The 12,089-nt window shown below is 69.2% G+C and carries 13 protein-coding genes; 6 read left to right on the plus strand and 7 right to left on the minus strand.

All coding sequences use genetic code 11. The annotated features are described in order from the left end of the window. Window positions 1-400 precede the first annotated feature (400 nt). Genes ACFYZB_RS14590 through ACFYZB_RS14600 form a run of 3 tightly spaced genes read left to right on the plus strand, consistent with a single transcriptional unit; the run spans window position 401 to window position 3,131 of the window. Entirely contained in the window at window positions 401-1,357 is a 957-nt protein-coding gene (locus tag ACFYZB_RS14590; protein ID WP_388758325.1) for an ABC transporter substrate-binding protein, read from the plus strand. A 47-nt stretch (window positions 1,358-1,404) separates the two neighbouring features. Continuing rightward, complete coding sequence (locus tag ACFYZB_RS14595) at window positions 1,405-2,364, plus strand: amino acid ABC transporter permease (protein WP_388758327.1); 960 nt, start codon at window positions 1,405-1,407, stop codon at window positions 2,362-2,364. Window positions 2,365-2,378: 14 nt separating this feature from the next. Next, entirely contained in the window at window positions 2,379-3,131 is a 753-nt protein-coding gene (locus tag ACFYZB_RS14600) for an amino acid ABC transporter ATP-binding protein (protein ID WP_388758594.1), read from the plus strand. A gap of 58 nt (window positions 3,132-3,189) precedes the next feature. On the opposite strand, the gene ACFYZB_RS14605 is transcribed toward ACFYZB_RS14600, so the two are convergent. Then, window positions 3,190-3,948, minus strand: coding sequence for a class I SAM-dependent methyltransferase (locus tag ACFYZB_RS14605; protein WP_388758329.1), 759 nt, complete (start codon window positions 3,946-3,948; stop codon window positions 3,190-3,192). A gap of 95 nt (window positions 3,949-4,043) precedes the next feature. On the opposite strand from ACFYZB_RS14605, the gene ACFYZB_RS14610 reads away from it, so the two are divergent. Then, the gene (locus tag ACFYZB_RS14610; protein ID WP_351208086.1) at window positions 4,044-4,673 is read left to right on the plus strand and encodes a CGNR zinc finger domain-containing protein; all 630 of its coding nucleotides are present in this window, start codon (window positions 4,044-4,046) and stop codon (window positions 4,671-4,673) included. Here ACFYZB_RS14610 and sodX read toward each other — a convergent pair. Beyond that, on the minus strand, window positions 4,577-5,011 hold the full coding sequence (gene sodX / locus ACFYZB_RS14615) for a nickel-type superoxide dismutase maturation protease (protein ID WP_388758596.1): 435 nt from the start codon (window positions 5,009-5,011) through the stop codon (window positions 4,577-4,579). The genes ACFYZB_RS14610 and sodX overlap by 97 nt on opposite strands. A 145-nt stretch (window positions 5,012-5,156) precedes the next feature. On the opposite strand from sodX, the gene sodN reads away from it, so the two are divergent. Continuing rightward, entirely contained in the window at window positions 5,157-5,552 is a 396-nt protein-coding gene (gene sodN, locus ACFYZB_RS14620) for a superoxide dismutase, Ni (RefSeq protein ID WP_004983535.1), read from the plus strand. 78 nt (window positions 5,553-5,630) lie between these two features. Here the strand turns inward: sodN and ACFYZB_RS14625 are convergent, their stop codons facing one another. Genes ACFYZB_RS14625 through ACFYZB_RS14640 form a run of 4 tightly spaced genes read right to left on the minus strand, consistent with a single transcriptional unit; the run spans window position 5,631 to window position 10,476 of the window. After that, complete coding sequence (locus ACFYZB_RS14625; protein ID WP_388758331.1) at window positions 5,631-7,268, minus strand: glycoside hydrolase family 13 protein; 1,638 nt, start codon at window positions 7,266-7,268, stop codon at window positions 5,631-5,633. 24 nt (window positions 7,269-7,292) lie between these two features. After that, window positions 7,293-8,126 (minus strand): carbohydrate ABC transporter permease, encoded by an 834-nt coding sequence (locus tag ACFYZB_RS14630; protein WP_351208077.1) that lies wholly within the window; start codon window positions 8,124-8,126, stop codon window positions 7,293-7,295. Continuing rightward, window positions 8,123-9,166 carry a carbohydrate ABC transporter permease gene (locus tag ACFYZB_RS14635; RefSeq protein WP_388758333.1) on the minus strand — a complete coding sequence of 348 codons (1,044 nt, stop codon included), beginning with the start codon at window positions 9,164-9,166 and terminating at the stop codon, window positions 8,123-8,125. Before ACFYZB_RS14635 ends, ACFYZB_RS14630 begins: the two co-directional genes overlap by 4 nt. Window positions 9,167-9,177: 11 nt before the next feature. After that, the gene (locus ACFYZB_RS14640; RefSeq protein ID WP_388758335.1) at window positions 9,178-10,476 is read right to left on the minus strand and encodes an ABC transporter substrate-binding protein; all 1,299 of its coding nucleotides are present in this window, start codon (window positions 10,474-10,476) and stop codon (window positions 9,178-9,180) included. A 275-nt stretch (window positions 10,477-10,751) separates the two neighbouring features. Here ACFYZB_RS14640 and ACFYZB_RS14645 point away from each other — a divergent pair, with 275 nt between their 5' ends. Further along, complete coding sequence (locus ACFYZB_RS14645; RefSeq protein ID WP_388758337.1) at window positions 10,752-11,825, plus strand: LacI family DNA-binding transcriptional regulator; 1,074 nt, start codon at window positions 10,752-10,754, stop codon at window positions 11,823-11,825. 7 nt (window positions 11,826-11,832) lie between these two features. Here ACFYZB_RS14645 and ACFYZB_RS14650 read toward each other — a convergent pair whose 3' ends face one another. Further along, on the minus strand, window positions 11,833-12,087 hold the full coding sequence (locus tag ACFYZB_RS14650) for a hypothetical protein (RefSeq protein WP_388758339.1): 255 nt from the start codon (window positions 12,085-12,087) through the stop codon (window positions 11,833-11,835). Window positions 12,088-12,089: the final 2 nt, after the last annotated feature.

Raw genomic sequence — 12,089 nt, forward strand, 5'->3', positions numbered from 1 at the left:
GAACCTTCCTACCGGACGGACGGTGCCCATGACGAGTCCATTAGGTGCAAGGTCACATCGCGGAACCAGAAAGCCACAGCGGGATGACACGCGGCTGACAACCGCACCAAGCACGTGAGGACGCTGGGAGGCCACGCCCACGCCGACCACATCGTGAGACGCGCCGAAGATTTTCCGGCCGGAGAGTTGTATTCCCGCAGACGGTTCGGTGGTGAACGACCAAGGATGTACCGACCTGATGCGGTTCGGGGGTGACCCGTTATCCGATTTTGACATATCCACGCCCCTGCACGACGTAGTCCGAATGGCAAGATGCGGTAAACCCACGAGGTCGCGGCACCCGAAGGTGTGTGTTCTCGCTGACCATCGGCATCTCTTCCCATCAGCCGGAGGAACCACGATGACCGCAAGTTCCACCCGTCGTACGACCGCCGCACGCTCCCCTCTGGTAGCGGCCGGAGCGATCGCGGTCGCGGGCACCCTGCTGCTCACCGGCTGTGGTGACCAGACCAAGAACAACGACAAGGGTTCCGGCGCCTCCGTCAGCGGCGCCCCGCTGGCCGGCAAGCTCCCCCAGGAGATCCGGGACAAGGGGAAGATAGAGGTCGGTTCGGACATCGCGTACGCCCCGGTGGAGTTCAAGGACTCCTCCGGCAAGGCCGTCGGCCTGGACCCGGACCTCGCGGCGGCCATGGGCAAGCAGCTCGGCGTGACGCTGGAGTTCCAGAACGGCACGTTCGACGCCCTGCTCACCGGTCTGCGCTCGGGGCGCTACGACATAGCCATGTCGGCCATGACCGACAACAAGAACCGCCAGCAGGGCGTCGACCCGGACACGGGCAAGAAGGTCGGCGAGGGGGTCGACTTCGTGGACTACCTGACCGCCGGTGTCTCCATCTACACCCGTAAGGGCGACACCCAGGGCATCAACGGCTGGTCGGACCTGTGCGGCAAGAAGATCGCCGTGGAGCGCGGCACCGTCTCGGAGGACCTGGCCAAGCAGGAGGCCAAGAAGTGTCCGAGCGGCAAGAAGCTCGTCATCGAGCCCTTCGACGACGACCAGCAGTCCCAGACCCGGCTCCGTTCGGGCGGTGTGGACGCGGCCTCCTCCGACTTCCCGGTCGCCGCGTACGCGGTGAAGACCTCCGGCGGCGGCAAGGACTTCCAGATCGTCGGCCAGCAGGTCGAGGCGGCGCCGTACGGCATCGCGGTGGCCAAGAAGGACACACAGCTGCGGGAGGCGCTGCAGGCCGCGATGAACGCCATCATCAAGAACGGCGAGTACGCGAAGATCCTCCAGAAGTGGGGCGCCCAGGACGGCGCCGTCAAGGAGTCCGTGATCAACGGCGGCAAGTGACCCGCGGAAGCAGCAGAAGCAGAAGCGGCCACTGAGAGGCAACACCCGTGACTGACATCGAGAAGACGGCCGGGGAAGGTGCCGGGGAGGGCGCCCGGGAGAACCCGGCTCCCCCGGCCGGCGGCCCGGAGGCCATCAGGGCCGTCCCGGTCCGGCACTACGGCCGGTACGTTTCCGCCGTCATCGCCATCGCACTCCTCGTCGCGATCGTCTACGCCTTCGGCCAGGGCGACATCAACTGGCAGGCGGTACCGGACTACTTCTTCGACCACCGGATCATGACCGGCGTCTACAAGACCCTCATGCTGACGGTCCTGTCGATGCTGATCGGCATCGCCGGCGGCATCCTCCTCGCGGTGATGCGGCTGTCGAAGAACCCGGTGACCTCGTCGATCGCCTGGTTCTACATCTGGTTCTTCCGCGGCACCCCGGTTCTGGTCCAGCTGTTCCTGTGGTTCAACCTGGGCCTGGTCTTCCACTACATCGACCTGATGCCGTTCTACAAGGACTACTGGTCGAACTTCATGACGCCGCTGCTGACGGCGCTGCTCGGCCTGGGCCTGAACGAGGCGGCGTACATGGCCGAGATCTGCCGGGCGGGTCTGCTCGCGGTGGACGAGGGCCAGACCGAGGCGGCCCACGCCCTGGGCATGAGCCATGGCAAGACCCTGCGCCGGGTGATCATCCCGCAGGCGATGCGCGTGATCGTGCCGCCGACCGGCAACGAGGTCATCAACATGCTGAAGACGACCTCGCTCGTGGCGGCCGTGCAGTTCCCCGAGCTGTTCCGCTACGCCCAGGACATCGGCCAGAACTCCGGAGCACCGGTGGAGATGTACTTCCTCGCCGCGGCCTGGTACCTGATCATGACCTCCGTGCTGAGCGTCGGCCAGTACTACATCGAGCGCCACTACGCCCGCGGCTCCAGCCGCAGCCTCCCGCCGACCCCGTGGCAGAAGGTCAGGGGACACCTGACGACCTTCTCGAGCAGGAAGGTCACGGCATGACCGAGCAGAACCTGATGGTCAGGGCAGAGGGCGTGCACAAGTCCTTCGGCCAGGTCGAGGTGCTCAAGGGCATCGACCTGGAGGTGAAGCCGGGCGAGGTGTTCTGCCTCATCGGCCCCTCCGGCTCCGGCAAGTCGACCTTCCTGCGGTGCATCAACCACCTTGAGAAGATCAACGCCGGGCGGCTGTACGTCGACGGCGAGCTGGTCGGCTACCGCCAGCAGGGCGACAAGCTGTACGAGCTGCGTGACCGCGAGGTCGCCATGAAGCGCCGGGACATCGGCATGGTCTTCCAGCGCTTCAACCTGTTCCCGCACATGACGGCCGTGGAGAACGTCATGGAGGCGCCGGTGCAGGTGAGGGGCCGGAGCAGGACGGAGGCCCGGGAGCGGGCCATGCAACTGCTGGAGCGCGTGGGCCTGGCCGACCGGGCCGGGCACTACCCCTCGCAGCTCTCCGGCGGCCAGCAGCAGCGGGTGGCGATCGCCCGGGCGCTCGCGATGGACCCGAAGCTGATGCTGTTCGACGAGCCGACCTCGGCCCTGGACCCGGAGCTGGTCGGTGACGTCCTGGACGTCATGCGGGACCTGGCCGAGTCCGGCATGACCATGGTCGTCGTCACCCACGAGATGGGCTTCGCCCGCGAGGTGGGCGACAGCCTGGTGTTCATGGACGAGGGCGTGGTGGTCGAATCGGGCCATCCGCGCGAGGTCCTGACCAACCCTCAGCACGAGCGGACGCAGTCGTTCCTGTCGAAGGTTCTCTGACGGGTGTCGGTGAAGGGGCGGTACGGACTCCGTACCGCCCCTTCGCACTGCTTCACGGCTACTTCACCGCGAGCAGCAGCGTGTCGGACGGCGAGCACCACACCGGCCGCGCCTCGCCGAAGCCCCGCGCGAGCAGCGTGCGCGCGTGCCAGGCGGCCGAGGGCACGTCCCCGTCGGCGTGCTCGCCGTAGATCTCGAAGCGGCGCGCCGTCGGCTCGGCGAGTACCGGATCCTGCGCCGCCAGCTGCCACCATTCGGCCCAGTCCAGGGCACCGTCCCGTTTGGCCTGATCCATGCGGGCGTGCCGCTGGGCGCGCTCGGCCGCGTTGATCCGGGGCGTGCTGTCGTCGATCATGTGGTCCGCGTTCATGAAGACACCGCCGTCGCGGACCAGCCCCGCGACCTGACCGTAGAGGGCCGCGAGGGGTTCGCTGTGCAGCCAGTGCAGGGCCGTGGCGGTCAGGACGGCGTCGTAGGAGTCGTACGGCAGCTTCGCCGGCCAGTCGGGGTACTTGAGATCGGCGGTGACGAAGGAGACCCGCTCGTCGCCCTCGAAGGTGCCGCGGGCGATGGCGAGCAGGGCCGGGTCGAGGTCGACGCCGGTGCTGGTGGCCTCCGGAAACCGCCTCAGCAGCCGGTCGGTGATGCTGCCGGTCCCGCACGCGAGGTCAAGGACGCGCGGAGCGGTCCCCACCAGCGCCTCGACCATGTCGAGCATGATCCGGAATCGTTCCTCCCGGTCCGGCATGTACCACTCCTGCTGCCGGTCCCAGCTCTCCTGCCACGCGGCCCAGTCGGCGCCCGTGCTGGTGGTCATGAAGCCTGCCCCCTCGCCTGCGTAATACCCTGGAAGCACGACCGGCTGTTACCGACCGCAGACACGACCCTAAAGCGCCCTCGTAAGGACTACAAGTGGAACTGGCCTATTACTCGGATTACGCCGTCCGTCTCGTCAACAGCGAGGAACCGGCCCGGGGCAAGGACTCGCTGACCTCGGTCGAGGCCGTCCGCGACCTCTTCGGCGCCAACGCGTCGGCGGCCCGCCGCGCCACCGACGCCGATGTCACGCGCTTCCGCTCGGTGCGGGCGCGGCTGCGCGCGGTCTTCGAAGCGGCCGACAAGGGCGACGAGACGCTCGCCGTGGACCTGCTGAACTCACTCCTGCTGGAGTTCCCGGTGTCGCCGCAGATCTCCGGCCATGACCACCGCGACGAGGACGGCCGCCCGCTGTGGCACATGCACCTGGCCGACCACCCCTCCAACGCCACGGCCGGCTATGCGGCGATCGCGGCGATGGGCCTGGCCTTCCACCTCACGGAGTACGGCGTGGACCGCCTGGGCCTGTGCGAAGCGACCCCCTGCCGCAACGCCTACCTCGACACCTCCACCAACCGTTCCCGGCGCTACTGCTCCGACCGCTGCGCGACCCGCGCGAACGTGGCCGCCTACCGGGCCCGCAAGCGCCTGGAGGCCGACCGGTCGGCCAGCAGCGGCCTCGCCGCCGAGAGCGCCCAGCGCACCAGCGTCAGCGGCGAGCGCTGACCGGCGGGCAGCGGCCGGTACCGCAGGCGCGCACGCCCGAGGACGAGCTCGTCGGGTACGACCCCGTAGTCCGTGCTGTCCCCGCCCGCGTACGGGTTGTCCCCGAGCACCCACCAGCCGCCCTCGCGGCGCTCCACGGCACGCTTGACGACGAGCAGGTCCTGCTGGAACGGATGACGCAGGACGACGACGTCCCCCGCCCTCACCGACGCGCCGTACTGCACCAGCAGCAGATCGCCGTGCTGGAGCGTGGGCACCATGGACGGCCCGGTCACTTCCGCCACTCCGAAGGGCGCCCCGGCCCTCCCCCGCTCGGTCTCCTGTGACAGCTCCGGCATCCCCGGCACCTCCCCGGTCCGTTCCTCCACCAGTCTCAGTCTGACCCTGGACTTTTGTCCTAAGCCCTAGGGGGCACCCGAGAAATCGCCTTCCTCAGGGAGTAATGTCGCACCTGAGAAGACGATCACGAGGAAGGAATGCTCCATGCTTTCCCGCCTGTTTGCCCCCAAGGTCAAGGTCAGCGCCCACTGCGACCTGCCCTGCGGCGTCTACGACCCGGCCCAGGCCCGCATCGAGGCGGAGTCGGTGAAGGCCGTCCAGGAGAAGATGGCCGGTAACGACGACCCCCACTTCCAGGCACGCGCCACCGTCATCAAGGAGCAGCGCGCGGAGCTCGCCAAGCACCACGTCTCCGTGCTCTGGAGCGACTACTTCAAGCCCCCGCACTTCGAGAAGTACCCGGAGCTGCACCAGCTGGTCAACGACACCCTGAAGGCCCTCTCGGCCGCCAAGGCGTCCACCGACCCGGCGACGGGCCAGAAGGCGCTGGACTACATCGCCCAGATCGACAAGATCTTCTGGGAGACCAAGAAGGCCTGAGGCTTTCTGTCCTGCTCGAAGGGGCCCGGCCGGGTGTTCCGGCCGGGCCCCTTGCCCGTGCGGCGACGGCCGGGGCGGCTACACCGCCAGCCAGGCCGCCTGGTCCGGGCCCAGCCGGCCGTTCTCGACGGGGCCGCTGCTCAGCAGGATCGCGGTGTGGTCGGGCAGGGGGTACGGCTCGGTGGAGAGGTTGACCACGCAGGTGAAGCCGGGGTCGCGGCGGAAGGCGAGCACTGCGGCGGGGGTGTCCAGCCAGGTGAGGGTGCCGTCGCCGAGGGCGGGGTGCTCGCGGCGTCGGCGCAGTGCGCTGCGGTAGAGCTCCAGCATGGACGTCTCGTCGCCGGTCTGTGCCTCGACGGTGCGCGTGGCCCAGTCGGCGGGCTGCGGCAGCCAGGGCGCGGCGGAGGCGTCCTCGGGGCTGAAGCCGTACGGTGCACTGCGCCCGGACCAGGGGATCGGCACCCGGCAGCCGTCGCGGCCGCGGTCGCTGTGGCCGGAGCGTTCCCAGACGGGGTCCTGGAGGACGGAATCGGGGAGGTCCTCGACCTCGGGCAGGCCCAGTTCCTCGCCCTGGTAGACGTAGGCGCCGCCGGGCAGGGCGAGCATCAACAGGGCGGCCGCGCGGGCGCGCCGGGTGCCCAGTGCGAGGTCGAGGGGGCCTTCGGGTTCGTAGCGTTCGTTGGCCACCCAGCGCCGGGCCGACCTGCGGCCGTACCGGCTCGCGTGGCGCATGACGTCGTGGTTGGAGAGCACCCAGGTGGCGGGCGCGCCGACCGCGCCGAGCATGGCGAGGGAGTCGTCGATGACCGTGCGCAGGTCCTTCGGGTCCCAACTGGCCATCAGGAAGTCGAAGTTGAACGCGGTGTGCAGGCCGTCCGGGCGGACGTAGGCGGCCAGCCGTTCGGGGGTGTCCGCCCAGGCCTCGGCGACGAAGCACCGGTCGCCGGGGAACTCGTCGGCCACCTTGCGCCAGGCGCGGTAGATGTCGTGGACCTCGTCGCGGTCCCAGTGGGGGTGGTCGAGGTGCCGGCTGCGCCGGCCGACCCCGGCCGGGCGCGGCGGCAGGTCGGGCAGTTCGGGGTGCTTGATCAGGCCGTGCGCCACGTCGATGCGGAAGCCGTCCACGCCCCGCGCGAACCAGAACCGCAGGATCGACTCGAACTCCGCGCGCACCTCGGGGTGTTGCCAGTTCAGGTCGGGCTGCTGGGGGGCGAAGAGGTGCAGGTACCACTCCCCGTCCGGCAGCCGGGTCCAGGCCGGGCCGCCGAAGGAGGAGACCCAGTCGTTGGGCGGCAGGGCGCCGTCGGGGCCGCGGCCGGGACGGAAGACGTAGCGGTCGCGCTCCGGGCTGCCCGGGGCGGCCGCCAGAGCCGCCTGGAACCAGACGTGCCGGTCGGAGGTGTGGTTGGGCACCATGTCGGGGATGATGCGGATCCCGTTCCGGTGGGCCTCCTCGATGAGCTGTTCGGCCTCGGCCACGGTGCCGAACAGCGGGTCGATCGCGCGGTAGTCGGCCACGTCGTAACCGTGGTCCGCCTGCGGCGACTTGTACCACGGGTTGATCCACAGGGCGTCGACGCCCAGCGACCTGAGGTACGGCAGGCGGGAGCGGATGCCGGCGATGTCGCCGATGCCGTCACCGTTGCCGTCGGCGAAGCTGCGGATGTAGACCTGGTAGATGACGGCGCTGCGCCACCAGGGTGCGGTACCGGGCATGCTGTTCCTTCACAGTGGGAGGGTCTACTTCGCGGCACCGGCCGTCAGGCCGGCGACGATGCGGCGCTGGAAGAGCAGCACCATGACCACCAGCGGGATCGTGACGAGGACACCCGCGGCCATCTGGCTGCCGAACGGGGTCTCGTACGTCGTGGCGCCGGTGAACTTGGAGATGGCGACCGGTGCGGTCTGCATGTCGGGCCGGTTGGTCATCGACAGGGCGATGAGGAACTCGTTCCAGGCGGCGATGAACGTGATGATCGCGGTGGTGAAGATGCCCGGCGCGGCGAGCGGGATGATGATCCGGCGGAAGGCCTGGCCCCGGGTGCAGCCGTCGACCATGGCGGCGTGCTCCAGCTCGTCCGGCATCTGCCGGAAGAACGTGGTCAGGTTCCACACCGCCAGCGGCAGCGCGAAGGACATGCTCGGCACGATCATGGCCTGGTAGGTGTTGATCCAGCCGATGTCCGTGAACAGCTTCAGCAGCGGGACCACGATCGACACCACCGGGAACATCGAGGTGGCGATGATCAGGGTCAGGATCAGCCGCTTGAAGCGGAACTCCAGCCGGGCCATCGCGTAGGCGGTGAACGTGGCCAGCAGCAGCGCCAGTACGGTCGTGACGCCTGCGACGACCAGGCTGTTGAGCAGTGCCCGGGTGAAGCCCTGGGAGGCGCCGAACAGCGACCGGTAGTTCTGGAAGGACACCGGGGAGGGGACGAGCGAGGTGTCGAAGATGTCGGAGGTGCGGCGCAGGCTGGAGACCAGCATCCAGTAGAACGGGGCCAGGCAGTAGGCCACCACCGCGGCGACCCCCACGTACAGCAGCCGGCCGCGCCACTTCGCCGTGCTCGTCATGCCGTCACCTCCGTACGGCGCGCGAACACGAGCCTGGTCTTCGTCTTCCGGCGGCCGCCGCCGGTGCCGCCGGCGAGATCGGCGCCCAGCAGCCGTACGAAGGCCAGCGCGATGAGGAAGACATAGAGGAAGAGCAGGACCGCGTACGCCGAGGCCGGGCCGAAACGGACGTTGGACGCCTCGTTCTGCGCCAGCATGGACAGCGTTTCCACCGAGTTCTTCTGCGCGCCGATCAGGATGTACGGCAGGTCGAACATCCGCAGCGCGTCCATGCAGCGGAACAGCATCGCCACCAGCAGCGCGGGCTTCACCAGGGGCAGCGTGATGTGCCAGAACCGGCGCAGCGCGCTCGCCCCGTCGATGCGGGCCGCCTCGTAGACCTCGTTCGGGATCACCTGCAGTCCGGCCAGCACCAGCAGTCCGATGAACGGGGCGGTCTTCCACACCTCGGCCACGATGACCGCGACCTTGGCGTGGAAGCCCTCGGTGGTCCACAGGATCTGGCGGCCGATCAGGGCGTTGGCGACGCCGTCGCTGTTGAAGATCCACCGCCACAGCAGGCCGGATATGGCCGTGGGCACCGCCCAGGGGACGAGGATGCTCGCCCGGACCAGGGCCCGGCCGCTGAACGCCCGGTGCATGATCAGGGCCATGACCACACCGATCACCGTCTCCAGCCCGACGGTGACGACGGTGAAGAAGGTAGTGTTCCAGAAGGCGTTCCAGAACCGGTCCCCGGCGGCACCGAGGATGTCGGCGTAGTTCCTCAGCCCGACGAACGGCTCGGTGCTGCGGATGAAGCCGGTCTTCGGGTCGAGGCCCTTCGGCCCGTACAGCGACTCCCGCAGCGCCATGAGCGTCGGGTAGAGCACGACGATCGTCAGCACCAGCAGGGTCGGGGAGACCAGCAGGGCCGCCATCCGCCCGGTGCCGGCCGTGGCGCGGGTCCGGGCCCTCGGCCGCCGGCCTGTCACGGTCGTACCGGACCGGCGGTGGGGGCCGGCCGCCGTGGGTCCGGGCGGCATCTCGATGTCGGTCATGGCCCCGCCCCTCACTGCGCCGTGGACTTCTGCAGCTCCCGCTGCAGGTCCTTCAGCGCCTGTGCGCTGCTCTTGGTGCCGGTCAGCGCGGCGTACGCCTCCTGCTGGACCGCCGAGGTCACATCGCCGTAACCCACGACCCGCGGGCGCGGCACGGCGCGCAGGATCGACTGCTTGAGCACCGGGAGGTACGGATACTGCCTCGCCAGGGACGGGTCGTCGTACAGGGCCGCGTACGGCGGGGCCAGGGAGGCCTTCTCGAGGAAGGTCTTCGCGGTTTCCTCACTGCTGTAGAACTTCATGAAGTCCAGCGCCGTGGCCTTGTTCCTGGCGAAGGAGGACAGGGCCAGGTTGTGACCGCCCAGGCTGGAGGAGCCGGGCCCGTTCAGGCCGGGCAGCGGAGCGACGGCGTACTTGCCGGCCACCTCGCTCTTGCCGGCGAGCGCGTACATGTACGGCCAGTTGCGCAGGAAGACCAGCTTGCCGGCCTGGAACGCCTGGCGGCCGTCCTCCTCCTGGTAGGTGATGGCCTCCTTGGGGATCGTCCCGTCCCGGAAGGAGCCGGCGAGGAAGTCCAGTCCCTTCTTCGCCGCGGGGGTGTCCACATCGGGCTTGCCGCTCGCGTCGGTGACGACACCGCCCGCGGAGTTCACGGCCTCGGAGAAGTTCACCGTCAGGCCCTCGTACTTCTGGAACTGCCCGGCGTAGCAGGACATGTCCTTGGCCGCGGGCAGCTTCTTCACCTTGGCGCAGTCGGCCTTCAACTCGGCCCAGGTCGCCGGGGGCCTGCCGACTCCGGCCTGCTTCAGCAGGTCGGTGCGGTAGTACAGCAGGCCGCCGTCGGAGCTGGCCGGGGCCGCGTACAGACCGCCGCGGTACCTCGCCGTCTCCACCACCGGCTTGAGCATCTTCCCCAGTGGGAAGCCCTGTTCGGGCAGCCTGTCGATCCACTGGTGCGCGGCGAACTCCGACGTCCACACGACATCCAGGGAGAGCACCGTGTAGGCGTCGGACTTCGTCTCAGCGTTCTGGATCATCTGCTGGCGCTGTGCGTCCGCGTCCGTCGGCAGCTGGATGAAGGTGACCTTCTCCTTCGGGTGCAGCTTGTTCCACTGGTCGAGGACCGGCTGTACGGCGCCGGTGGTGTCCTTTCCGGCCACGAAGGTGATGGGGCCGCGGCCGCTGAACGACGTGGTCCCGGACTGCCCCGCGGAGCCGCCGTCGTCGGACGAGCCGCAGGCGGCGAGGAGGAGTCCGGCGGCGGCGAGCGCGGCCGAGCACCGAAGGGCTCTGGCTGTTCTGGTCTTCACTGTGTCTCCTGGTCGTGCGGAACGAAGGCGACTCTGTTGCGAGACTGCGTTGTCACGGCAACTTCTTGATCAAACACGCAGGTCAAAGCGGCTACGAGAGAGGATGCAGGGGAGGCTTTGAACCCCTCGAGACAACGCTTGCACGCTAGGAGCGGGGTAAGCGGAAGTCAATGCGTTACTTCGGGGTAATGAGTGCGTGGCCGGGCCACGGATGCCGTGAAAGCGCTGTCACGCCGGGGCTCGACACGAGGCCCCTCTGTGCTACCGTCCGTGACATGCCACCAGCTCAGCGACACCCCACGATGGCTGACGTCGCCGAAAGGGCCGGGGTATCCGCCTCCACCGTCTCGCGGACCCTGCGCGGCCTGACCACCGTCTCGCCGGAGGTGCGCGCCCGCGTCGAACAGGCCGCCCGCGAACTGAACTTCGCCGTCTCCCGCCAGGCCGCGAGCCTGGTCACGGGGAAGACGGGGACGGTGGCGGTGCTCGTCCCCACCCTCAACGCGTGGTTCATGGGCTCGGCGCTCTCCAGCCTGGCCCCGGTGCTGCGGGCGGCGGGCATGGAGCTGACCGTCTATGTGATCCCCGACCTCGCCGAGCGCACCTCGTTCTTCGAGCGGCTGCCCGCTCGCCGGAACGCCGACGCGCTGCTGGTCTTCTCCTTCGATCTCACCGAGGAGGAGACGGACCGGCTGGACAGCCTCGGCATGCCGGTCATCTACGTCAGCCAGCACGTCGAGGGCCGCCCCAGCGTGTACGTCGACGACGTGGCCGGCGCCCTGCACGGCACCCGGCACCTGCTCAACCTCGGCCACCGCCGGATCGCCTTCATCAAGACGGTGGGCGCGAGCGGATTCTCCTTCAGTTCCAACGAGCGGCTGCTCGGCTACCAGCAGGCGCTGGCCGAAGCGGGCATCCCGCTCGACGACGACCTGGTACCCGCCCTGCCGGTCGGCGACAAACGCGCCACCACCGAGGCGCTCGGCAGGCTGCTGAGCCTCCGCGAGCCGCCCACCGCCGTCTTCGCCGAACAGGACGAGGTCGCCGTCGCCGTCATCCGGACCCTGCGCCGGACGCGGATCGAGGTACCCGAGCAGATGTCCGTCCTGGGCTTCGACGACCAGCCGGTGGCCGACTTGTTCGACCTGTCCACCATCGCCCAGTCACCCCCGGACATAGGCCGCGAGGCGGGCCGGCTGGCCCTGCAGCTCATCAACGGCTCCGAGCCGGACCACGAGCAGCACATCGTGCTGCCCACCCATCTGATCCCGCGCGCCACCACCGCACCCCTGCTCCCGGTGGAGCGGGAAACCTGCGCCGAGACCGACGGCGGGGCTTCGCGCGCCTGAGGCGCCGTCAGTGGAACCGCGGGACGATCAGGTAGATCCCGTACGCCACCACGGCCGCGCAGGCGAGGAAGCACAGGGCGGCCTGGGCCCGGCCCGCGGAGGCGGCTGCGGAGCGGCCGGACCCGGCGCTGCCGGTTTCGGCACCGCCCGTTCCGGTCCTGGACAGGCCCAGGACGCCGAAGGTGAAGACGACGACCACGGCGACCGTGACGCCGAGGCTGACCGCGGCGACCTTGCCGAGGGCGGACCAGTCGACATGCATGG

Source organism: Streptomyces sp. NPDC001852, assembly GCF_042891825.1.
In the GTDB taxonomy this organism is placed as follows: Bacteria; Actinomycetota; Actinomycetes; order Streptomycetales; family Streptomycetaceae; genus Streptomyces.

Excerpts from the sequence above, each read along its gene's own strand:
- ACFYZB_RS14605 (WP_388758329.1), bottom strand. The coding sequence starts at position 3,948 with ATGACCACCAGCACGGGCGCCGACTGGGCCGCGTGGCAGGAGAGCTGG.
- ACFYZB_RS14630 (WP_351208077.1), bottom strand. The coding sequence starts at position 8,126 with ATGACGAGCACGGCGAAGTGGCGCGGCCGGCTGCTGTACGTGGGGGTC.
- ACFYZB_RS14650 (WP_388758339.1), bottom strand. The coding sequence starts at position 12,087 with ATGCATGTCGACTGGTCCGCCCTCGGCAAGGTCGCCGCGGTCAGCCTC.
- ACFYZB_RS14625 (WP_388758331.1), bottom strand. The coding sequence starts at position 7,268 with ATGCCCGGTACCGCACCCTGGTGGCGCAGCGCCGTCATCTACCAGGTC.
- ACFYZB_RS14635 (WP_388758333.1), bottom strand. The coding sequence starts at position 9,166 with ATGACCGACATCGAGATGCCGCCCGGACCCACGGCGGCCGGCCCCCAC.
- ACFYZB_RS14600 (WP_388758594.1), top strand. The coding sequence starts at position 2,379 with ATGGTCAGGGCAGAGGGCGTGCACAAGTCCTTCGGCCAGGTCGAGGTG.
- ACFYZB_RS14645 (WP_388758337.1), top strand. The coding sequence starts at position 10,752 with ATGCCACCAGCTCAGCGACACCCCACGATGGCTGACGTCGCCGAAAGG.
- sodN (WP_004983535.1), top strand. The coding sequence starts at position 5,157 with ATGCTTTCCCGCCTGTTTGCCCCCAAGGTCAAGGTCAGCGCCCACTGC.
- sodX (WP_388758596.1), bottom strand. The coding sequence starts at position 5,011 with ATGCCGGAGCTGTCACAGGAGACCGAGCGGGGGAGGGCCGGGGCGCCC.
- ACFYZB_RS14590 (WP_388758325.1), top strand. The coding sequence starts at position 401 with ATGACCGCAAGTTCCACCCGTCGTACGACCGCCGCACGCTCCCCTCTG.